Source organism: Massilia sp. DJPM01, assembly GCF_030348125.1.
In the GTDB taxonomy this organism is placed as follows: domain Bacteria; phylum Pseudomonadota; class Gammaproteobacteria; order Burkholderiales; family Burkholderiaceae_D; genus Telluria_A; species Telluria_A frigida.
Genome location: NZ_JAQOZV010000017.1, coordinates 67,670 through 90,975 on the forward strand (window position 1 = coordinate 67,670; position 23,306 = coordinate 90,975).

The following is a 23,306-nucleotide window of genomic DNA, read 5'->3' on the forward strand; positions in this document are numbered from 1 at the left end:
TGGTTAGTATTCCACCGCGACTTCGCGCGCGCCCAGGACCTGTTCCAGCGCCAGCGTCAGCGCGTCCGATGGCGCCACGCGCCAGTCGTCGCCGAACTGCAAGGTGCAATCGACGCCCTGCGGCTTGACCCGCATCGCCACCGGCAAGCCGGTCATGGCGCGGTGCGGCTGCAGCACTTCGGCGATCTTCGAGGACGCCACCCTGGCCGGCAGGTACAGCCCGAGCTGGCGCCCGTACTGCACGCGCGCGGACGTCAAATCGAACACCTTCTCGGCCGTGATGCGCAGGCCGCCGTTGAAGCGGTCTTCCGACACCTTGCCCACCACCGCCAGGAATTCATCTTCCTTGAAGATGTTCTTGTTCGACTCGACCACTTCGCTGTACACCGTCACTTCGACCGTGCCGCTCTTGTCGTCGAGCGAAACGATCAGGATCTTGCCGCGCTGGGTCATCTGGGTGCGCACGCCGGTGATCACGCCGCACATCATGCGCGGCTCGCGCGACGGTTCCAGGTCGGTCAGTTTGGTGCGCGCAAAGCGGCGCGCCTCGGTCGCGAAGGAATCGAACATATGGCCCGACAAATAGAAGCCGAGCGCGATTTTTTCTTCGGACAGCTTCTGGCGGTCGGTCCACGGGGTCGCCTTCACGTATTCGGGCGGGGCCACCAGGTCGCTGTCGTCGCCGCCGAACAGGCTGACCTGGTTGATCGAGGCCGAGGCCTGGTCGGCCACTTCGACCGCAAACGGCACCGACGCCAGCAGGATCGCGCGGTCGACCTTGAAGCAGTCGAAGGCACCGCTGCGGATCAGCGATTCGATGGTGCGGCGGTTGATCTGCTTGCGGTCGACCCGCTTGCAGAAGTCGAACAGGTCGGTGAACGGCCCGCCGCTGGTGCGCGCGGCGATGATCGCCTCGATCGCCGACTGGCCCGAGCCCTTGACCGCGCCCAGGCCGTAGCGGATGTTGGTGACGCGCTTGCCCGTGACGGACGGCGGCGGACCTTCCGGCATGAAGCGGTAGTCGGAATGGTTGATATCGGGCGGCAGCAGCGTCAGGCCGCACACGTCCAGCGAATCCTCGACCAGGATCTTGATCTTGTCGGTGTCGTCCATCGCCAGCGACAAGTTGGCGGCCATGAAGGCGGCGGTGTGGTGCGCCTTCAGGTAAGCGGTGTGGTAAGACAGCAGCGCGTAAGCGGCGGCGTGCGACTTGTTAAAGCCGTAGCCCGCGAACTTTTCCATCAAATCGAAAATCTCGTCGGCCTTTTCGGCGGTCAAGCCATCCTTGGCGGCGCCGGCGCGGAAAATCTCGCGGTGCTCGGCCATTTCCTCGGCCTTCTTCTTGCCCATCGCGCGGCGCAGCATGTCGGCGCCGCCGAGCGAGTAGCCGCCGACGATCTGCGCCATCTGCATGACCTGCTCCTGATACACCATGATGCCGTAGGTTTCGGACAAAATGGATTCGGTGCGCGGATCGGGGTAATCGAAGCGTTCGCCGTGCTTGCGCTTGCAGAAGTCGGGAATCAGGTCCATCGGGCCCGGACGGTACAGCGCAACGAGCGCGATGATGTCCTCGAAGCGGTCGGGCCGCGCATCCTTGAGCATGCCCTGCATGCCGCGCGACTCCAGCTGGAATACCGCGACCGTCTTGGCCTTGGTCAGCAGCTCGTAGGAAGCCTTGTCGTTGAGCGGCAGCTTCTCTAACGCGAAGTCGGCGTTGGCCGCCGGGTCGAGCTGCTTGATGTAGCGTACCGCGCGGTCGAGGATGGTGAGCGTGGTCAGGCCCAGGAAGTCGAACTTGACCAGGCCCACGGCCTCCACGTCGTCCTTGTCGTACTGCGAGACCACGCCCGAGTCGCCGCCCTGGGTGTACAGCGGACAGAAGTCGGTCAGTTTGCCGGGGGCGATCAGCACGCCGCCGGCGTGCATGCCGATGTTGCGGGCAATGCCTTCGACCTGCTGCGCCAGCGCCAGCAGCTGCTTGACCTCGTCCTCGTTCTCCAGACGCTCCTTGAGCATCGGTTCTTCTTCGATGGCGTCGGCAATCGTCACCGGTTTACCCGGCTTGAACGGGATCAGCTTGGAAATGCCGTCGCAGAAGTTATAGCCGAAATCGAGCACGCGGCCGACGTCGCGGATCGCGCCCTTGGCCGCCATGGTACCGAAGGTGGCGATCTGCGAGACCGCCTCCTTGCCGTACAAATCCTTCACGTGCTGGATGACGCGGTCGCGCCCTTCCTGGCAAAAGTCGATGTCGAAGTCGGGCATCGAGACGCGTTCGGGGTTCAGGAAGCGCTCGAACAGCAGGTTGTATTGCAGGGGATCGAGATCGGTGATCAGCAGCGAATACGCGACCAGGGAACCGGCGCCCGAACCGCGGCCCGGGCCGACCGGCACGCCGTTTTCCTTGGCCCACTTGATGAATTCGGCCACGATCAGGAAGTAGCCGGGGAACTTCATGTTGCAGATGGTATCGGTCTCGAACTTCAGGCGCGCATCGTAGCGCGGGCGCGCCGCTTCGCGCTTGGCCGGATCCGGATACAGGTGGATCAGGCGCTGTTCCAGGCCGGCCTGCGATTCGGCGACCAGGAACTGGTCGATGGTCATGCCGGGCGGGGTCGGGAAGTCGGGCAGCTGCGGCTTGCCCAGGGTGAGCACGACGTTGCAGCGCTTGGCGATTTCGACCGAGTTGGCCAGCGCGGCCGGCATGTCGGCGAACAGCGTGGCCATCTCGGCCTGCGACTTGAAGCGCATCTCTTCGTTGAAGCGTTTGACGCGCTTGGCGTTGGCCAGCATTTCGCCTTCGGCGATGCAGGTGCGCGCTTCGTGGGCGACGAATTCTTCGGCCGAGAGGAACTGGACCGGGTGGGTGGCGACCACCGGCAAGCCCAGTTTGGCGGCCAGCGCGACGGCGTGGCGCACCTGGGCTTCCTGGTTGGGCTGGCCGGCGCGCTGCACTTCGATGTAGAAGTGGCCGGGAAACACCGCGGCCCAGCGCTGGGCGCAGCGTTCGGCCAGCGCCAGGTTGCCGTTTTCGATGGCGGTGCCGACGTCGCCGAAGTGGGCGCCGGAGAGCACGATCAGGCCATTGGCCTGGCTTTCGCCGGGCGACAGGGACGATTCGCTGGTGGCAAGCGCATCGAGCCACTCGGGGCGGATTTCGGCGCGGCCCTTGTGCTGGTTGCTCAGCCAGGCTTTGGACAGCAGTTCGCACAGTTGCAGGTAACCCATGCGGTTCTTGGCCAGCAGCAGCAGGCGCGAGGGCTTGTCGCGGTTCTCGTCGTTGCTGATCCAGGCGTCCACGCCGATGACCGGCTTGATGCCCTTGCCGCGCGCGGATTTGTAGAACTTGACCATGCCGAACAGGTTGGCCAGGTCGGTGATGGCCAGCGCCGGCTGCTTATCCTTGGCGGCGGCGGCAACGATGTCGTCGATGCGCACCAGGCCGTCGACGATGGAGTATTCGGAGTGCACACGCAGGTGGACGAAAGCCGGTGCGGCCGGCTTGGCTGGCGCGGCGAGCGTGCTGCTCCCGGCTTCGATGACATAGGTACTCATGTGTGTTTCGCCTGCTGTGCAAAGAGTGCTATTTTACCGCGCCAGCGCCGTGGCGGAGGAAACGTCGTGGCGCCCGCACCCGGTCCGCCGCCACATACCCCTGATGCCAGCGTGGACATTGTTCTATAATATCGGCTTTCCCTGTTTTCCCATCTTTCACCGATCTTTCACCGATCTATCGCCACCATGCAAGCTAATACCGCTTTACAAGCTGAAGCGCATGCCGCCATCGCCGCAGCTGCCGCCCACGTCAATATCGCCGCCTACAAATTTGTCACTTTCGACAATATTGAGGAAATGCGTCCCCTGTACCAGGATATCTGCAAGCGCCTGGCGCTCAAGGGCACGATCCTGCTGACGCCGGAAGGCATCAATATGTTCCTGTCCGGTCCGCGCTCGCACATCGACGAGTACCTGGCCTGGGTACGCCAGGATGCGCGCTTTGCCGATATCGAGGTCAAGGAAAGCTATTCGGAGGAACAGTCGCACAAGCGCATGCTGGTGAAGATCAAGAAAGAAATCATCACCATGCGCATGCCGCTGATCCAGCCGGAACAAGGCCGTGCGCCGTTTGTGCGTCCCGCCACGCTCAAGCGCTGGCTCGACGAGGGCGTCGACGACGATGGCCGTCCGGTGGTGATGATGGAAACCCGCAATGCCTTCGAGGTCGATGTCGGCACCTTCGAGAACACGCTCGATTACCGGATCGACAAGTTCAGCGAATTTCCCGAGGTCGTGGCCCAGCACCGCGAGGAGCTCGAAGGCAAGACCGTGGTCACCTTCTGCACCGGCGGCATCCGCTGCGAAAAGGCGGCGATCCACATGAAAAATATCGGCTACCAGAGCGTGTACCAGCTCGACGGCGGCATCTTGAAATATTTCGAGGAAGTCGGCGGCGCCCACTACAAGGGCGATTGCTTCGTGTTCGACTACCGCACCGCGCTCAATCCGCAGCTCGAAGCGACCGTGACGACCGTGCAGTGCTTCGCCTGCCGCGCCGTGGTGACGCCGCGCGACCAGCTCTCGCCGCTGTACGTGTACGAAAAATCGTGCCCGCAGTGCCATCCCGAACGGGAGCGCGCGCCAGCGGGCGCCGATGGCAGCGCCGACCACAGCGCCGGCGCAGCGTAAATCCGGGTGGGCAGGCGCCCACCCTCTCCCATCAAACGCGGCCGTAGTTATCCTGGAAGCGGACGATATCGTCCTCGCCCAGGTAATCGCCACTCTGCACTTCAATCATCACCAGGTCGAGCACGCCCGGATTTTCCAGGCGGTGCTTGTGGCCGGCCGGAATATAGGTCGATTCGTTGGTGGACACGAACAGTTCGCGCTCGCCGTTGACGACCTTGGCCATGCCGCTGACCACAATCCAGTGCTCGCTGCGGTGGTGGTGCATCTGCAGGCTCAGGCTGGCGCCCGGCTTGACTTCGATGCGCTTGATCTTGAAGCGGGTGCTGTCTTCCAGCACGGTGTAGGTGCCCCACGGACGGTGCACGGTGCGGTGCAGCTTGTGCACATCGTGCCCTTCGGACTTGAGGCTCACGTACAGCTGCTTGACGTCCTGCACCCGGCTGCGGTCGGCCACCAGCAGCGCGTCCGGGGTGTCGACGATGATCAGGTTGGACACGCCGACCGCGCCCACCAGGCGCTCGTTGCTCTGGATGAAGCAGTCGCTCACATCGTGCAGGCGCACCTCGCCATCGATGCGGTTGCCGTCCGCGTCCGGCGCGATCAATTCGCCCAGCGCATTCCAGGAACCGATATCGCTCCAGCCGATATTGCACGGCACCACCGACACCTTGGCCGATTTTTCCATCACCGCGTAATCGATCGAATCGTCGGCGACCTGCTCGAAGGCGGCGGCATCGAGTTCGCACTGGGTAAAGTTCTTGCCGCTGGCGCTGCGCGAGGCGGCCAGGCAGGCGCGCGTGGCGGCCAGGATGTGCGGGCAATGCAATTCCATCTCGGCGATCATGCTGCCGGCGGCAAAGCAGAACATGCCCGAATTCCACAGGTAGCGGCCGCTGGCCAGATACTCGCGGGCTTTTTCCAGGCTCGGCTTTTCGACAAAGCGCAATACCGTGTTGCCCTCCGCCTCGATGTAGCCGAACCCGGTCTCGGGCGAATGCGGTTCGATGCCGAAGGTCACCAGGCGGCCGGACTGGGCCAGCGGAATGGCCTGCGCGACGGCGGCGCCAAAGGCGGCCTGGTCGGTAATCAGGTGGTCGGCGGCCAGCACCAGCAGCAGGGCGTCGGGGCCATGGGTGGCGGCCACGTGCAGGGCGGCGGCGGCGATCGCGGGCGCGGTGTTGCGGCCGAACGGTTCCAGGATGTAGCTGTTGGCCACGCCCTGGTGGCCGGCGCCGACGGCACGGTAATCGTCCTCGGTCTTGAAAAACAGTTCGCGGTTGGTGACGGTGAGCACGTCGGCCACGTCCGGCAAGGCAGCGCCGCGCAGCCAGGCTTTTTGCAGCAGGCTGTGGCCGTCAGCGAGGCGGATGAAAGGCTTGGGGTGGAGTTCGCGCGAAACGGGCCACAGGCGCGAGCCGGCACCGCCGCATAAAATGGTAGGGATGAGTTTCAACTGCGGTTCCTTTAGTGCATGCATGCCGGATCGTCCGGCGATGAATGTGTCAACGCAAATAACGTTGCGCATTCTACATCATTGGATACACCGGAGGAATCGCAGCACCATGCCGGCGGCGCCATGGCGGCGCGACGGCATGGCCGGTTGATCTTATTGCGCGGTTTTCGGCAACAAATCTTTCAACACACTCTTGTAAGTGCCGCGTGCGGTTTCGTAGATGGCCATCTGCGCATTCAGGCGCGCCATCTCGGATTCCACGAAGCGCAGGTTGGCGACTTGCTGTTGCGCTTCCTGGGACAGTTCCGACACTTTATAGCTGACGCCACCGGTGCTGATTTCAAGTTCGTTATTGCTCATGTTTCCTCTTATGATAAAAAAAGCCGGCGCCAGATGGCCGCCGGCAGGGGGTTGGGTCAGCGGAAGTAGGACGCCAGGCGGGTGACGTCGTCACCGCCCAGGGTGCCGGCCGCGGCGCGCAGGCGCAGCGAGGCCAGCAGGTAGCCGTAGCGGGCCTGGGCCAGGTCGCGCTTGGCGGTAAACAATTGCTGCTGGGCGTTGAGCAGGTCGAGGTTGATGCGCACCCCGCCCTTGATGCTTTGTTCGGTCGCCTTGATCAGCAGATTGCTCGATTCCACCGCGCGGTTGAGCGCGTTGACCTTGGCGACGCCGCTTTGCACCGCGCTGTATTGCTTGCTCACTTCGATCAGGGCCTTGTCGGTCTTGGTCTGCAGGTCGGCGCGCGCGCGTTCCAGGCCGGCGACAGCCTGGCGTGAACTGGCGTTGACCGCACCGCCCGCATACAGCGGCACGTTGAGCTGGATGCCGATCGCGCGCACGGTCGATTCCTGGTTGAAGGTATTGATCGTTTCCGAGGCGTTCTTGCTGTAGGAAGCGACAAAGTCCAGGCGCGGCGCATGGCCGGCGCGGGCCTTGAGGATTTCCTGCCTGGCCACGTCGAGCGCGAGCGTCTGGGCGGCCAGCTCGGGATTTTGCTTGAGCGCCATGGCCTTCCACTCTTCCACGCCGGTCGGCGCCAGCGGCAGCATGCGGAAGGTATCGTTCAGGCCGACCAGTTTGCCAACCTCGGCGCCGACCATGGCGGACAGGGCATTGCGCGCGGTGGCCTGGTTATCCTTCGCTTCGATCAGCTGGGCTTCCGACAGTTCCAGGCGCGCCTGCACTTCCAGCACGTCGGTGCGGGTGCCTTCGCCGTGCTTGAGCAGGCGCTCGTTGACGGCGCTCTGTTCGAGGTAGGCGTCGCGCTGGGCCTGGATCAGGGCCACCTGTTCATCACTGAACAAGGCGTCGAAATAGGCGCCGATCACGCGCAGCAGCAATTCCTGGCCGCGCACGCTGAACAACTGGTCGCTCAGCGCGGCCTGGGCCTTGCCCTGCTTGAAGCGCGCATAGGCGTCCACGTTGAACAGGGCCTGGCGCAGCTGGATGGTGGAGACCCGGCTGATGTATTCAGGCTGGGTCGACGTGGTCGGCGTGTCGATATCGGAGCGGTTCTTGCTCGCGTTGTAATTGGCCTGCACGTTCGGCAGCAGGCCGGCGCGGCCCAGGATCGCATTTTCCTTGCCGCTCTGGTTTTCATAGAAAGCGGCGCGGTAAGTCGGATCGTTCTGCAGGGCCTGCTGGTAGGCTTGCTGCAGATTGATGGCGCTGGCACCGGCGCTGGCGAGCAGCATGGCGGCGGCGGCGGCGACGGTTTTCAGGCGCCGGCCCTGGCGTAAGGCGATCAGGTGAAACGTCATTTAATCCTCCGACAAGGATGTCTTGGCACGATCGAAGATCGGCTTGAACAGGTAATTCATCATGGTGCGTTCACCGGTCTTGATGAACAGTTCCGCAGGCATGCCCGACTGGATGTCGAGTTTATTCTGAGCAATCAGCTTGGCGCCTTCCGGGGTGACCCGGGCCTTGATTTTGTAGTATGGCATACCGGTACGTTCCTCGACGGTACGGTCGGCCGAGACTTGCGTCACGATGCCGGGGATGTGCGGGGTCTTGTTGGTGTTGAAGGCCGAGAAAATGAACTCGACCGGCAGGCCGACGCGCACCTTGTCGATCAGGTTGACCGCCAGCTGGCCCTCGACCACCAGCGCGTCCGAGCTCGGCACGATATCCATCATGTGCGCGCCGGCGCCGATCACGCCGCCCTTGGTGAAGATTTGCAGGCCGACCACGGTGCCGTCGACCGGCGCCTTGACTTCGGTGCTGGCCAGCTCGAAGTCCTGGCCCGCGATGCGGCTGGCGAGCGAACTGCTTTCCTTTTGCACGTCGGCCAGCTGGGCGGCGATTTCCTTCTGGTATTCCTGGGAGCGCATGATGCGGCGCAGGGACATTTCCATCACCTGGTTCTGGACCCGGCCGATATTGCCGAGATCTTCGGAAATCGTGCCTTGCAGGGACATATAGGTGCGCTCCATTTCCAGCAGGCGCGAGCGCGGCACATAGCCATCCTTGGCCAGTTCGCGCATGCCGTCGAGCTGTTCCTTGATGATGACGGCCTGGCTTTTCTTGCTGGCCAATCCTTCCTGCAAGCCCTTGGCCTGGGATTTCAAGCCGGCGGCATTCTCATCCATTGCAGCCAGTTCGTTTTTCAGGGACGATTGGCGCGAGCTCAACAGCTGCTTTTGCGATTCCATCGCGTCGATGGCACGCGCATCGTTCTTGCTGTCGATCAATTCCTTGGGAAACACCGGCTGGCTCTTGCCGTCACGCTCGGCCTGCAGGCGCGCTTCCGCCGCCAGGGCGCCGAAATACTGGGAACGGGTGATCTCGGCGGACGAACGGGCCACGGTCGGATTCATGCGCACCAGCACCTGGCCAGCCTTGACCACATCGCCATCCTTGACCAGGATATCTTCGATCAGGCCGCCGGCCTGATGCTGGACCGCCTTGCGGCTGGTCTCGGTCGCTACCGTGCCCGACAGCGGAACACCGCGGTCGAGCGGGGCCAGCGAGGCCCACAGGAGGAAACCGACCACGCCCACCAGCACGATGATCCAGCCGAGGCGGGAATACTTGCGCGAGTCCACGCTGTCGGGGTCAAACGGCACCACATCGCGCGCCACCACGTCGGTGGCGTTGCTGGTCCTGCTCAGGATTTTCATGGTCATGGCTTATTCCTTTTCCGTTGTTACCGCAGGGCTGCCAGCGTTGAGCTGGGGCTGGGCCGGCTGCGTTGCCTGGCCCGGCTGGGCGGGTTGGCCCGGCGCCGTGCCTGGGTGTCCCTGCTGCTGGCGGGCCGCGGCCTGCTGCGCTTCTATGATTTTCTTGTTGGCGTCGTGGATCGCCTGCATGACCTGGTTGGTCGGGCCGAACATTTGTACCGTGCCTTCGCGCAAGACCAGCATTTTGGTCGAGACGTTGATGGCGGCCGGACGGTGCGTGATCAGCACGATGGTCTTGCCGCGCTGGCGCAATTCCTGCACGGCCACCATCAGGGCTTGCTCGCCCATATCATCCAGGTTCGAGTTCGGCTCGTCGAGCACCAGCAGCGATGGATCGCCGTACATGGCGCGGGCCAGGCCGAGACGCTGCTTCTGGCCGCCGGACAGGCCGGCACCGCCGTCGCCCAGCACGGTATCGTAGCCTGCCGGCATCTTGAGGATCATTTCATGTACGCCGGCACGCTGGGCGGCCAACACTACCTGCTCCGGCTCGATGCTGCCGAAACGGGCGATGTTTTCGCTCACGGTACCGCCAAACAGTTCGATATCCTGCGGCAGGTAACCCATGTGCGGGCCCAGTTCATCCTTGTTCCACTGGTAGATATCCGCACTGTCCAGGCGGACCTTGCCGACCACGGCTGGCCAGACACCGACCAGCAGGCGCGCCAGGGTCGACTTGCCCGAACCGCTGGGGCCGATCACGGCCAGCACATCGCCCGGTTCAACCGCGAAACTGACGCTTTTCAGGACTGGCGCGGCCGCGCCCGGCGGGCCGGCGGTGATGTTATCGATCTGCAAGTGGCCGGTCGGCTTCGGCAGGCTCATGCCTTCCTTGCGCTCGTCATTCTCTTCCAGCAGCGCTTCCAGACGCTCGTAGGAACTGCGCACGCCGGCAAACGACTTCCACACGCCGATCACTTGCTGCACCGGCTGCATGGCGCGGCCGACCAGGATCGAGGCGGCGATCATCATGCCCGGGGTCAGCTTGCCTTCGATCACCAGCAAGGCGCCGAGGCCGAGGATCAGCGATTGCAGCGAGACCTGGAAAAACTTGGTGATGGCACCCACGGTACCGGCCTTGCGGCTCGCTTCGGCCTGCAGTGCCAGGAACTTGCTGTGCAGCTTGTACCAGCGCGCCTGCAGGTTGGGCAGCATGCCCATCGCTTCGATGACTTCGGCATTGCGCAGGTTATTCGTGGCCATGTTGCCGGCCAGGATGGAGGTGGTGCTGGCCTCGGCCAGCGGCTTGTGCGAGACGCGCTCGTTGACCACGGCCAGGATCACCAGGATGGCGGTGCCGCCCAGGGCGAACCAGCCGAGCAGCGGCTGGAAGAAGAAGATCACGATCAGGTAGAGCGGGAACCATGGCGCGTCGAAGAAGGCGAACAGTGCGTTACCGGTCAGGAACTGGCGGATATTGGTCAGGTCGCTCAAGGCCTGGCCCGCATTGCCGCCGGCTTTCTTGAGGTTGCGTTCAAAGGCGGCGGTGTAGACGCGCCGGTTCATCTGCATGTCGAAGGCGGCGCCGACGCGCACCAGGATCAGGCTGCGCATCAATTCCAGCGCGCTCATGAGCAGGTAGGCGCCCAGCATCAGCAAGGTCAGCATGAGCAGGGTGATTTCATTCTGGCTGGCCAGCACGCGGTCGTACACTTGCAGCATGTAAATCGACGGCACCAGCATCAGCAGGTTGGTGATGGCGCTGAACACGCCAACGGTGTAGAAGGTGCTCTTGAACGTGAGCAGCGCTTGCCCAATTTCGTTCTTTTTATCGAGAAGTTTTTTCATTTGAGACCAGCACAATTCATTAGTAATTCACGAGGGACAGAGCGGACGGCGGCTGCTTCCCGAGCCCTTGACATGCGCGCCGCGCTGGCCGCCAGGGCGGGAAGTGGGCAGCAGGCCGACAGGATGTCAAAAAAATCCGCTTGGAAATGTGATGTGGATCACAAGTTCAAAAGCTTAGCATAAGCAAGGTTTTAACACCAGAGAAGATTTATTGTGTGCAGTATCAAACCTGCAAGAACGCCCGGCACGAACGGCGGGCGGATAAAAAAAGCCAGGCGGTGAAGCCTGGCTTTTCGTGTGGCTTGGAAACGCAAGCCCGGGGGCCTGCGATTCCTTGCTACTGGGACTAATTATTACATAACAACCAGAGCACCAGGACCGTAGGTGGTGTTGAAGTTGGCAACGCTGGTACCAACAGCCAGATCATCCCCAGCGACCAGACCGGTCAGGTGGAGGGTGGTGGTGGTGCCGCCGTTGGTTGCAACCACATCGATGATGCCGTCGCCGGTGTTACCGTTGACGATCGACAGGACGCTGCCGGTCACGAACTGGAACACGTCCAGATCGGCGTAGCCAGTCACGTTGGTCGTGTAGGTACCGGTAGCAACGCTGAACGTCACGTTACCAGCCGATGCGTCGATGGTGGTGACACCCGAGTTGATTGGGGTCGTAGCAGCGCCCGAAACAACGATCGCACCAGCGCCGAAGAACGCGTTGAAGTCAGCAATGGTGACCATTGCAGGGATGACGGCATCACTAACCGGGTTTTGCACCGTAATGGCGTGAGTAACGCCACCGTTGACGGTGTTAATGGTGGTTTCGTGGTCGCCGACAGCGCCGTCAGCAATGCTCACGGTAGTGCCAGCAGCAAACACGAACTTGTCACCGTTGCTGAAGTTGCTGACCGTCGAATTGAAGGTCGTGTTATCGACCGTAATCGTGACGTTGTTGTTGTTGCCAGCGTTGTAACCGACAGGACCAGTCATGTTGTAAGCAACAGCAACTGGTGGAACGATCGCTGCAGGTACGCCACCAGCTGCGCCTTCGAGCAGGTAGTAGTTAGCTGCGTCGGAGTTGACGAAGTTAGCCTGGGTCAGCGAGTTCCACAGCGAAGTTGCTGCAGGGATCGTCTGAGCCAGATCGATGGTGCCAGCCTTGACGATGGTCGCGGTGTTAGCACCGATTGCATCGGCGATCTGGTACACGGTACCGATCGAGGTCACCGAATCAACAGCCACGTACACGTGGGTCTGGGCAGCGATGTTGTTAGCAGCGTACAGAGTCGCGATAGCGGTCTCGGTCAGTGCAACATTCACAGCGGTGCCGATGGTGATCGACTTGTCGGTCGTCAGGGTGTTGGTCAGCGTGGTGCCGCCCAGTGCCGTGAAGTCCAGGTGATCGATGCCAGCGCCGGTCCAGTCGAAGTTGACGATGGTGTCGTTGCCGAATGCAGGAGCATAGACAACGGATTCGTTGTTCGACACAGCGAATTCGGTGCTGGTTGGAGCAGCCAGATCAACAGCGATGACTTCTTTGTTGCCCAGGACGATAACGTCATTACCCGTGCCGCCGGTGATGATGTTGTCGCTGATCGACGCGCTTTCAGCGCCGGTCATTGCCACGAACGTTGCTGGCACGACTGGATCGAGCGCGGTAGCGAAGGCCGAGGTGTAATCGCCTTTGATGCCCAGTGCATTGATCGAGTTGACCATGGCAGCGTACACATTGGCGCCGGAAGCCTCAGCAACGATACCGTAGGCTTTGGCAGCAGCGGTGATGTCGGCAGCCGACAGGCCGGTGGATGGAGCAACGAAGCCGATGGTCAGGTCGTTCAGGGCATGAACGCCATCCGACAGGGCCGTGACGTTCAGCGCGTTCGATTCAGCATCGGTTGCGACCAGCAGCTTGCTCAGCACTGGATCCAGGTTGATCGCTTTTTTGATCGCCTGGTTGATGTCGCGGTCGGTTGCGGTGTAGGTGTTGCTGTTTGCCAGGGTGATCGTCGACACGATACCTTTGTACGTCACGTTAACTTTCGTGTTGTACAGGAAGTAGGTGTTGTTGAAATCCGAACGGGTATCGCTGACGAAACGGTCGCCATCGATGTTCAGTGGGTTCTGGTCAACGGTGTTGAATACCCATGCTGCGTTGGTCGACGTTGCAACAGGCACAGCCGAACCATACACCAGCACTTGCACTGGCTGACGGCCGGTGTTTTCGCTGTAGATGGTGTCGTCGCCAGCGCCGCCGGAGATGCGGGAATCGCCATCGCCCAGTTTGCGGATGGTGTCGTTGCCGTCGCCGCCGCTGATGCTGATGTTGTTGTTCAGATCCTGGTTGTTAGCCCAGTTGGTGGTTGCGGTAACGCCGCCACCAGCAACATTAGGAGCGATGCGCAGGGTCAGTGCATCGTTACCAGCGCCGCCGTTCAGGCTGAACGTGAAGTCTTCCAGGCCGCTTTCGATACGTGCACGGCTGCCAGCAACGGCTGCGTCCAGATCGACGATCATGGTGTCGCTGCCCGTGCCGCCGGTGTAGGTGAAGGCGATGTTGTCAACAGCAGCGTCAGCCTGGGTGTCGACTTTGTTGACGTACTTGGCGATCGAACGGTCGGTCACGACAGCGGTGAAGCTCAGGTCGCCGGACAGGGTCGAACCATCGATCAGACGCACGTCATGGAAACCATACATGTCGCCGTGCTGGCTGCCGCCGCGCTGGGTAACGGTACCAGGCATTGGGAAGTCGCTACGGGTGCCGACTGGGGTGCCGCCGGTTGGCAGAGTCGCAGTTGGGGCTGCGGTATCGACCAGCGGGGTCAGTGGGAACAGGGCGTTCGGGTTGAAAGCCGAATTGATCAGGTTCTGGTTGCCGATGACCGACAGGTTACCTTTGACAACGCCGTTGACCAGATTAACTTCTTCCAGCGCGTTGTTGGTCGAGTTGATCGTTTGCAGTTTGCTGCTGCGCTCAACGGTGATTTCGAAACGCTCAACACCTTTCGAGTTCGAGGTGTCGCCAATCGACAGACCGCCGATGACCAGATCGCCACCGTTCGAACCACGGCCCACGTCGTCCAGGATGATGGTGCTGGTGACTTTGAACGCCTGGGTTGCTGGGGTGTCGGTCAGGATCGCGGTGTGCAGACCGGAGTTTGCTGGCACTGCGGCTTCAGCCAACCAGCCCGATTGGTCGTCGATCGCGATAACGCCGGCGCCTGGGTTGGTGATGTTGATTTCAGTACCGGTCTGTGGACGGCCCGACTGGGTATCGACAGCGGTAAAGGTGATGCCTTTGGTCACAACGAAGTTCTGGATGCCAGGGGTGTTGGCAACAGCCGATTTCACTGCGGTGAACAGTTGGTCGTAGGTTTGCGCCTGGTCGATCTCTTGCGAGCGAACAACGATAGCCTTGCCGTCCAGTTTGAACGTGAAGCCGTTGTATGGATTGCTTTTCAGTGGGTCGAGGTTAGCATCGGCAGCGCGGGTGTCCATCAGTTGCAGACGCATCGTGGCGCCGCTCTGGGCAACCGGAGCTGCGCGCAGGGAGTGCTGATCGAAGTACAGGCCGAAATCGACGTTACCTGGATCGGTGCCAACCATGGCGATGGTGATGTCGCGGGTGATCTGCGAAGGCAGGATGCGGACATCTTCGATTTGCAGGTCGGCGCGGCTATCGCGGTCTTCCCAACGCAGAACGCCTACCATGTCCTGGGCATCGATTTGCGTCTTGCTGGTGCGCTCGGTGTTGTTGTCGGTGCTGTCACGCGAGATAGCTTGTGCGCGCAGAACTACGGTCTCAACGCTGGTCGTTTCGACCGTCATTGCGAAGTTGTTCGAATCGCCCAGGTCGGCACGCAGGGTGTCGTTGCCGCCGCCGCCGTTGACGCGGTCGCCAGCTTGCAGGGTGTTGTCGTTGTTGGTGAACGTGCCGATGAAGGTGTCGTTCAGCGCGGTGCCAACCAGAGCATCTTTGTTGATGGTCAGGTCGAGGCTCGAGCCAGGAACGGTACCCAGCACCAGGTTGGCGATGGTCGTGTTGACGGTCGTCTGGTACACGGCAGCGTCGGTGGTGGCGGTCACGTTAGCCAGCAGCTTGCGTGCTTCGGCAGCAGCGCCAGCGCCTTTGTACGCGGTGATTTCGTTGTCGGTATCGACAGCGCTGGTGAAGCCTTCGGCAACAGCAACTTTACGGGCGATGACAGCAGCGTCAGCACCGCCGGTGATGTCGAGTGCGCCGGTCATGATGGCGTGTGCGGCAGCGGCTTTGGTGACGCGGCCGGCATCGATTTCAGCGGTCCAGTAGGTCAGGCCGGCGGTCAATGGAGCGCGGTTGAACAGGTTCTGGAAGATTGCGGTAACGAACTGGGAAGTCGTCGCGCCAGCGTACAGGGCTTGCGATTCAGCGCTGGTGCCGAAGCTGTCGATCAGTTCTTTAACGGCAACGTTACCGTTCTTGTATGCCAGATCCAGACCCGAAGTCGAGGTTGGCGCGTCCGCAGCGGCGAGCGCAGCAGTCATGGCTGCCAGGCCTGCAGGATCGGCAGGACGACCGAAATAGGAAAGGTAAAGTTCTTGTGCTACTTTTGTGTACTCAGTTGCTGCGGCCATGATTGATCCTTTAAATGAATAGATATAACCAAATTTCTGCGGCCCGGGCAGGGTAGAAGTACCCCGCCAGACGCCTTTTTTGCAGAACAGGGAGTATATTGCCACATCGTGGGGCACAGGTTGTGACCGCCATCACAAAACCCCGCTTAATCGCACTTTTTTCCCGATTTTTTGGCTTTATATTTTGCTCTTGAACAAATTTTGCTGCTTTATTGAGCAGTTAACGCTGCGCTGCCGCATTTTTATGCATTTCATTGCCGGCCCGCTTGCGGCCGATAATGCGCGCGGCCCACCGGCTTAAATCGGCCCGCTTTAAGACCTGCTTAATAAGCCGAATATCCATAGGTGTTTTTTTACCGCCCACAGGCGCCCCATGCCCCGCAGCCCTGCCCGCACAGCGCGGCCCCCTTGCATTCGGCGGCCCCGCCCCAAAGCGTATTCAATTACTACCCTTGTAATTTGGAAATGATTATCTCGGGTCCCACGTTTCCATAAGCCTTTGCTGCGACATAAACCCCATAAGAAAAGGCCGCCTTATCGGCGGCCTTGGAACTGATAATCGCGCAGTTAATAAACGGGCGATCCTGATAATACGGGCGCGGCAACAGTCCCGCCCCGCAGGGCCGTCAGCGCGCCCACACCGTGATGCCTTCGGCGGTCAGGTTCGGGTCGTTGCGCGACTTGAAGATGAAGGTCGCCGCCGTGCCCTTGTCGCCACTGAGGTAACCGCGGATCAGCGAATTCGAGACCGCCTGGTTGTACAGGTCGCCCTTGGGGAACACGTCACCCACGCCGGTCACTTTCATCTGTGTTTCCGGACTGTAGACCATCATGCTGGTGGTGAAGGTCTTCTTGCCGAAATCGACCTTGAGGCTGGCGTCGCCAATGGTGGCCCCGAGTGCGTCGCCGGTGGCGCGCTGCAGGGTCGCCTCGCCGCTCACCAGGGCGAACGATGCCGTGCCTTCGGTCGGCAGCACCAGCTTGTTGACCAGCTGCCTGCGCACCGCATACGCACCGAGCACATAGCCCTGGTCGTAGTCGGGATTGCTCAAGCGTTCAATGACGGCCGGATCGGGTGGCGTATTGGCGATGCGTTCCCAGCGCCCCCAGATGACTTCGGGGCCTTTCGGCACTTCCGGCACGGGCACCGGCACCACCACGATCGGCTCGGGCAGCACGCCGCTGTTGCCATTATTGCCATTGTTGTTATTGCCATTGTTGTTGTTATTGTTGTTCGCATTGTTGGCCACCGCCGCCTTGGCGATCTGCTTGCTGCTGTCTTTCTGCGCGTCGAGGTTGACCGCGGTGCCCGGCGTGGCCGGCACAGTGGTGGCGGCGTGACCTACGGGTTCGTCCGAACGCGGCGGGACGACCTTGTCCGGATTGCTGGCCGGGCTGTTGAGCAGTTTGGGAATATTTTGCCCGCGCTCGACCTGCAGCAGCATGCCCGGCTGGCCGGCGAACAGTTCGCGGCTGGCCGCGCCTTCGCACGGTCCCCCGCCTTCCGGGCGGCAAGCGCCGGCAAAGCCGCTCACCACCACCCCGCCCGAGACCACCGCAATGCGCGAGGTCTGCTGGTCGGTGGAGACGATGAAGTCGGTGCCGCGCACGCCGATGGCGGCCACCGGCGTATTGAAGCGGTAGTTCTGGCGCGACAATTTGACGCCCTGGCCGGAGATGCTGCGCGCCACGCCGCTGAGCAGCTCGAGCTTGACGCGCGTGTTGGCCGGATTGGCCACATCGACCTTGTAGGCGATGATGCGCGCCTTGCTGTTCGGACGCAGGATCAGGAAGCCGCCGTCGACCGTCTTCATATAGACATAGCCCTGGGCGCCGGTGGTGAGCTCGTCGCCTTCCTGCACCGCGCTGTCGAGCACGGCGGCGCGGCTGGCCACCTGCACTTCGCCGGTCACGAACACGATGCGGCCCGCTTCGCCGGCGACGGCGTGCGGCAGCGCGGCGCACGATGCGGCAAACGCGACAGACATGAATCCCGCTCTGATAATTGATTGACTAAACATAAATTCTCCCTTACTAATTGAGATTATGCTCTCATCCCGGCAGCGAAAACGTGTTGTACGTCACATTTTTGCATCCCGATACAATTCTGCGACGTTCCTGCGACAAGCCTGGCAGCGCTTGCTCTTCATAATGTATGCGCCGCGGAACATGCGGACACACTCCCGATGGCCTTGGCGCGCAACAGGCGCTATACTTGCAGGTCTTTTACCTCGGCAACGTTTCTGTTTAAGCATCAGATGGCGGGGACACTTTCCACAGTACGGGTCAACTTGCGCCTCCCTTCCGCCTCTTTTCTGCACCTGACCATCCCGCTCGCCGCCTTGCTGCTGGCCGCGTGGGCGCAACTGCCGCGCGGCCCGTCCGCGCTGGACGCCGCCGACGAGTGGCTGCGCGACCGCTTCGTGGTGGCGCAGGCGGTCGACACCCTCGAGACGCGCATCCTGGTGGTCGACATCGATGAAACCAGCCTGGCCGCCCATCCCTGGCCATGGTCGCGCGAGCGCCTGGCCGAACTGGTCGAAACCTTGCTGGGCGACGGTGCGCGCGGGGTGGCGCTGGACATCATCCAGGGCGAGCCGGGCGACCCCGGCGGCGACGCCCGCCTGGCCGTGCTGGCGCAGCAGGGTCCGGTGGTGCTGGCCCAGGTCTTCGATTACGAACAGCGTCCCCAGCCCCTGCGCTTCGGCCAGCCCGCCGGCGGCAGCAAGGCCGATACCGCCGCTGGCGCGGCTGCGGCCTACGGCTACATGGCCAACCACGCCGGCCTGGCCGCCGCCCCGCACGTGGGCAATATCGGCGTCCTGCCGGACCCCGACGGCGTGCTGCGGCGCGTGCCCATGTACACCTGGTTCGAAGGGCGGCGCTACCCGACCCTGGCGCGCGCCCTGCTCGACTGCTGCGGCGAGCCGCCCAAGGTGGCCCAGGGCGCGCGCGAAGATGGCTTCGTGCGCGTGCCGTTCACCCGCTCGCTCGACGCCTACCTGGTGGCCAAGGCCGGCGACGTGCTGGACGGACGCGTGGACCCGTCGCTGGTGGCCGGCCGCCTGGTACTGATCGGCTCGTCCTCGCTGAGCATCGGCGACCGGGTCGCCTCGCCCCTGGGGCGCAACAGCGCCGGCCTGCTGGTGCACGCCGCGATGCTGACCACCCTGCTCGACCGCGACAGCGGCCTGGCCCCGGCGCCCTGGCCCGGACGCCTGCTGGCGGTGCTGTTTGCCGCCGCCGTGGCGGCCCTGGCCAGCCTGACCTTCGCGCGCCTGTCGGCCGCCTTCAATGTGCTGATGCTGGGCGCCGCCGCGCTGGCCTGGCTGGCCCTGGCCTACGGCCTGAGCGCCCACGACGCCCATTTTTCCGTCAGCGGCCCGCTGCTGGCGATCCTGTTCCTGCTGGCCGTGGGCGTGCCCTTCCACTGGCAGCTGGCGCAGTCCGGCTCGCGCCGCCTGCTCGATACCATGCGCCGCTACGTGGCCGGCGAAGTGGTCGACGAATTGCTGCGCAGCGGCCTGAAAGACCCGCTGGCCCCGCGCAGCCTGCAAGTGACCACCCTGATCGCCGACATGCAGGGCTACACCACCCAGGTCGAATCGCTGCCGGTCGAAGAAGCGGCGCGCCTGACCACCGATTTCCTCGACTGCCTGACCCGTCCGGTGCTGGAACAGCGCGGCACGCTCGACAAATACACGGGCGACGGCCTGGTGGCCTTCTGGGGCGCGCCGATTCCCAACGACGAGCACGCCGACCTGGCGCTCGACGCCGCCGCCCACATCCTGCGCGAAGTGACCATGCTGAGCCGGGCCCGGGTACGTGCCGGCGGCCAGCCGCTGCGCGTGCGCATCGGCATTGAAAGCGGTCCGGCCATGGTGGGCGACTACGGCACCGCCTTCCGCAGCATCTATACGGCAGTCGGCGACAGCGTCAACACCGCCTCGCGCCTGGAACAGGCGGCGCGCGACTTCCCTTACGACGTCATCATCGGCGAAGGCACCGTGGCCTACGCCAGGCGTCACCGTTTCATCAGCCTGGGGCAGCACACCCTGCGCGGCAAGGAGCACCCGATGCAGCTCTACACGCTGGAGGCGGCCGCATGAGGCGCGCTCCATGGACCCTGCTGCTGGCCGGCGCCACCCTGTGCGCCGCCGCCCACGCCCAGCAGGACGACGGACCAAGCGCACCCGCTGAGAATGTCGTCGCGGCCGCCGCCGTCCCGGACACCGCCGCGGCTGCCGAAGCGGCCCCGGCGCCGCCCGACGCGCGCGCCGACGACATTGCCGCCCAGGAAGAAAAACTCTACCTCGACGCCCTGCGCGCCCTGTCCGAAGGGCGGCCCGACGAAGCCACCGGCAAGCTCGAACGCTTGCTGGAGAAAAATTCCCAGCACGCGGGCGCCTGGCTCGACCTGGCCATCAGCCATTGCTCGCTGGGCAACGAGTCGGAAGCCGAACGCATGTTCGAGCAGATCGAGACGCGTTTCGATCCGCCGCCCGCGATCCGCGAACTGATCGCCCACTACCGCAAGTCCGGCTGCAAGGGAGCGCAGGTGGCGCGGCGCGCCATGTCGTTCAAGCTCGGACGCGGCTACGACAGCAACGTCAACCAGGGTTCCAGCAACCGCTTCGTCACCGTCGGCAGCGGCAACCAGCTGTCCCAGGTGGAGCTCGGCCCCGATTCGCTGCCCAAGGGCGACCATTTCAACCTGCTCTCGGGCGACTTCAACCAGCCGCTCGGCAGCCGCGGCATGCTGCTCATTGCCCAGTTGCGCGCGCTGCGCCACAGCCAGGTCGACAGCCAGGACAGCACCTCGGGCTTGCTGGCGCTGGAAAAGCCATGGAATGCCGGCGCCTGGACTGGGCGCGCGACGGCCGCTTTCGGCCTGGTGCGCCTGGGCGGCGACCTGTACCAGCGCCAGGGCCAGCTGCTGCTGCGCGCCGTGCCGCCGGTGGCGCTGGGCGAAGCGACCAGCTGGGCGCTGACGGCCGGCTACAGCGGGGCCGAGTATCCGACCCGCCGCTATTACGATTCGCACACGCTCGACCTGGGCAGCACCGTGGCCTGGAGCGCCAAGCGCGCCACGGTGGTGCTGGCGGCCGGCGCGCTGGCCGACCAGGGCCGGGCCAGCCGTCCGGGCGGCGACCGCAGCGCCTGGTACGGCTCGGTCAACCTGTTCGGCGCGCTGAACGACAAGGCCATCGGCGAACTGGGCATCAGCCGCCAGTCGTGGCGCAGCGAGCGGGCCTATTCGCCGGGCCTGATCGATACCACCCGGCGCCAGAACACCACCCAGCTGCGCGCCAGCCTGCAAGTGCCGGTCGGCACCCACAGTGCCCTGCAACTGGAACTGCGGCGCACCTGGAACCGCGAGAACATTCCCCTGTTCCAGTACGACAGCCGTGCGGTCCAATTCAGCTGGCGCACCGACAACTGGTAAGATAACAGTCCAGCACGCTGCTGGCGGAACCGCGGGTGCAATCGCTGCCGGCGGTCCGACTGTTGATGTGGACTTTATGACTTGGGAATTGATCTTGTTTTTACTGGGCACGGTTGCTATCGTGGCAGGCTGCCTGGTACCGAACGAATGGCTGCCGCCTTTACCGAACGACAAACTGCTGCATTTTCTCGCCTTCGGCGTGCTCGCCCTCTTGCTGGCCCGCATGGTGCCCGGAGGCTGGATCCTGCAAGCGAGCTTGCTGGGCCTGTTGCTGGCCGGCCTGCTGATCGAAATCCTGCAAGAACTGGTGCCGGGGCGAAAATTTTGCTGGCGCGACATGGCGGCCAATGCCGCCGGCATTGCCACGGTGGCGCTGTGCGCCCCCCTGCTGCACGCCTATCAATGACGGAAGTATTTGCATGAGTACAGACAACAACAATATCGTGTCCGCGCCCAAGCATGGCGCCCAGGTCAGCGCGGCCGACGCCGGTTCTGTGATGCCGGTGCCCAAGGATTCGCAGAACAAGATCAGTTTCCAGATTCATCTGCGCAAGATTCCCCTGCTGGCCAACCTGAGCGAAGATGAAATGCGCCAGGTGATGACGGACTTGCGCATCCGCACCTATGCCAAGCGCGATGTGGTGCTGCAAAAAGGCGCCAGCGGCGACAGCCTGCTGTTCCTGCTGTCGGGCCAGCTGCAAGTGATCGACGTGACCGAAGACGGGCGCGCGATCGGCTTGCGCATGCTCGCGCCGGGCGACTTCTTCGGCGAAATTGCCGTGATTAACGGTTCGACCCGTTCGGCCTCGGTGGTGGCGCTCAGTCCGGTGATGGTCGCCCTGCTGCCGCGCAACACGGCGCTGCACCTGTTTTCGCACTCGCCCTCGGTGGCCAATCACATGCTGCGTTTTCTGGCGGAAAAAGTGCAGCGCGATTCGCAGTTCCGCGCGCTGCTCAGCATTCACAACACGGCCAAGCGGATTTACACCTTCCTGGAACTGCTCAAGGAAAAGAAGGATGGCGATGTGGAAGTGGTGGAAAACCTGCCGACCCACCAGGATATCGCGAACATGATCAATACCAGCCGCGAAACCGTCACGCGTACCTTGCTGACGCTGGTGCAGCAGGGGATCATCGAAAAGGGCACGCACCGCCTGATCATTCTCGACCCGGCGGCCTTGCAGAAGCTGGCGCAGACCTGATGCGCGCCGGCGCCTAAGCCGGCGCGATCAAGCCGCTGCGCTCCAGATACGCCATCACCTGCGCGGTGCAGGTCTCGGCATCGTCGCGCAGCGTATCGAGCCGCACTTCCGGCTGCTGCGGCGCCTCGTAGGGCGAATCGAGTCCCGTAAAATTGGGCAACTGCCCGGCGCGCGCCTTGACGTACAGGCCCTTCGGATCGCGCCGTTCGCACTCGTCCAGGGGCGCATCGACAAAAATCTCGATGAATTCGCCGGCCGGCATCAGGCTGCGCACCAGCTCGCGGTCCGAGCGGAACGGCGAAATAAAGGCACTGAGCACAATCAATCCGGCGTCCGTCATCAGGCGCGCCACTTCGCCGGCGCGGCGGATATTCTCGACCCGGTCGGCCGCGCCGAAGCCCAGGTCGCGGCACAGGCCGTGCCGCAGATTGTCGCCATCGAGCAGATAGGTATGCGCGCCGCGCGATGCCAGGCTGCGCTCGACCATGCCGGCCACCGTGCTCTTGCCCGCGCCGGACAGGCCCGTAAACCACAACAGACAGGGATTTTGCTGCTTGCTGGCGGCCCGGCGCGCGCGGTCGACCGGATGCTGCTGCCAGGTCAGGTCAGGATGGACAGGCGCGCTCATGACGCCGCCGGCTGGTCGCATACGGTGCACACGTCGCCATCCCAGGCCAGGTAGCCATGGGCCTTGAGGTGCCACTTGAGCACGCCGGCTTCCACTTCATCGCACGACGTCACGGCAGTGGCGGTGAAGCGCACCTCGGCGGCGAACTGCTGGTCGAGTTCAAGCACGCCATCGACCCGGCCGCGCTCGGTCAGCACGCGCCACGGCAGCGGATTGTCGTTGTCGTTACGCGTATTAAAGCGGATATACACCCAGGACCGTTCCATCGTTTTCCTAAAAGTTCCGCTGCCCTTGCCAGGCGCCGCTGCTTG

14 protein-coding genes and 1 pseudogene are annotated in these 23,306 nt (G+C 63.1%); 5 read left to right on the forward strand and 10 right to left on the reverse strand.

What is annotated here, in order from left to right; all coding sequences use genetic code 11:
• Positions 1 to 3: 3 nt before the first annotated feature.
• Complete coding sequence (dnaE, locus tag PO883_RS13290; protein ID WP_289310192.1) at positions 4 to 3,558, reverse strand: DNA polymerase III subunit alpha; 3,555 nt, start codon at positions 3,556 to 3,558, stop codon at positions 4 to 6.
• A 186-nt stretch (positions 3,559 to 3,744) separates the two neighbouring features.
• Between dnaE and PO883_RS13295 the strand changes: the two genes are divergently transcribed.
• Positions 3,745 to 4,689 (forward strand): sulfurtransferase, encoded by a 945-nt coding sequence (locus PO883_RS13295; RefSeq protein ID WP_289310193.1) that lies wholly within the window; start codon positions 3,745 to 3,747, stop codon positions 4,687 to 4,689.
• A gap of 31 nt (positions 4,690 to 4,720) precedes the next feature.
• On the opposite strand, the gene PO883_RS13300 is transcribed toward PO883_RS13295, so the two are convergent.
• From PO883_RS13300 to PO883_RS13330, 7 genes are all read right to left on the reverse strand, one after another.
• Positions 4,721 to 6,142, reverse strand: coding sequence for a mannose-1-phosphate guanylyltransferase/mannose-6-phosphate isomerase (locus PO883_RS13300; RefSeq protein ID WP_289310194.1), 1,422 nt, complete (start codon positions 6,140 to 6,142; stop codon positions 4,721 to 4,723).
• 153 nt (positions 6,143 to 6,295) lie between these two features.
• Entirely contained in the window at positions 6,296 to 6,502 is a 207-nt protein-coding gene (locus PO883_RS13305; RefSeq protein WP_167085756.1) for a DUF6447 family protein, read from the reverse strand.
• 56 nt (positions 6,503 to 6,558) lie between these two features.
• A complete protein-coding gene (locus PO883_RS13310) occupies positions 6,559 to 7,902 on the reverse strand; it encodes a TolC family outer membrane protein (protein ID WP_289310195.1) in 1,344 nt (447 codons plus the stop codon).
• Entirely contained in the window at positions 7,903 to 9,270 is a 1,368-nt protein-coding gene (locus PO883_RS13315; protein ID WP_308605893.1) for an HlyD family type I secretion periplasmic adaptor subunit, read from the reverse strand.
• Positions 9,271 to 9,273: 3 nt separating this feature from the next.
• Positions 9,274 to 11,112 (reverse strand): type I secretion system permease/ATPase, encoded by a 1,839-nt coding sequence (locus tag PO883_RS13320; RefSeq protein ID WP_289310196.1) that lies wholly within the window; start codon positions 11,110 to 11,112, stop codon positions 9,274 to 9,276.
• Positions 11,113 to 11,465: 353 nt separating this feature from the next.
• Positions 11,466 to 15,719 (reverse strand): DUF4214 domain-containing protein, encoded by a 4,254-nt coding sequence (locus PO883_RS13325; RefSeq protein ID WP_289310197.1) that lies wholly within the window; start codon positions 15,717 to 15,719, stop codon positions 11,466 to 11,468.
• A gap of 626 nt (positions 15,720 to 16,345) precedes the next feature.
• Positions 16,346 to 17,707, reverse strand: coding sequence for a FecR family protein (locus PO883_RS13330; RefSeq protein ID WP_289310198.1), 1,362 nt, complete (start codon positions 17,705 to 17,707; stop codon positions 16,346 to 16,348).
• 303 nt (positions 17,708 to 18,010) lie between these two features.
• Between PO883_RS13330 and PO883_RS13335 the strand changes: the two genes are divergently transcribed.
• The 4 genes from PO883_RS13335 (at position 18,011) to PO883_RS13350 (ending at position 22,367) form a co-directional block, all read left to right on the forward strand.
• Positions 18,011 to 19,828 carry a CHASE2 domain-containing protein gene (locus PO883_RS13335; protein ID WP_289310199.1) on the forward strand — a complete coding sequence of 606 codons (1,818 nt, stop codon included), beginning with the start codon at positions 18,011 to 18,013 and terminating at the stop codon, positions 19,826 to 19,828.
• On the forward strand, positions 19,825 to 21,165 hold the full coding sequence (locus PO883_RS13340) for a tetratricopeptide repeat protein (RefSeq protein WP_289310200.1): 1,341 nt from the start codon (positions 19,825 to 19,827) through the stop codon (positions 21,163 to 21,165). The genes PO883_RS13335 and PO883_RS13340 overlap by 4 nt, the downstream gene beginning before the upstream one ends.
• Before the next feature lie 94 nt (positions 21,166 to 21,259).
• Positions 21,260 to 21,571, forward strand: a complete 312-nt coding sequence (locus PO883_RS13345; protein ID WP_229423401.1) for a VanZ family protein — start codon at positions 21,260 to 21,262, stop codon at positions 21,569 to 21,571.
• 13 nt (positions 21,572 to 21,584) lie between these two features.
• Positions 21,585 to 22,367, forward strand: a complete 783-nt coding sequence (locus tag PO883_RS13350) for a Crp/Fnr family transcriptional regulator (RefSeq protein WP_289310201.1) — start codon at positions 21,585 to 21,587, stop codon at positions 22,365 to 22,367.
• A 13-nt stretch (positions 22,368 to 22,380) separates the two neighbouring features.
• Here PO883_RS13350 and cysC read toward each other — a convergent pair.
• Positions 22,381 to 22,965: pseudogene (cysC, locus tag PO883_RS13355) on the reverse strand (adenylyl-sulfate kinase); the annotation flags it as partial.
• A gap of 26 nt (positions 22,966 to 22,991) precedes the next feature.
• Positions 22,992 to 23,261, reverse strand: coding sequence for a hypothetical protein (locus tag PO883_RS13360; RefSeq protein WP_289310202.1), 270 nt, complete (start codon positions 23,259 to 23,261; stop codon positions 22,992 to 22,994).
• Between the last annotated feature and the right edge of the window lie 45 nt (positions 23,262 to 23,306).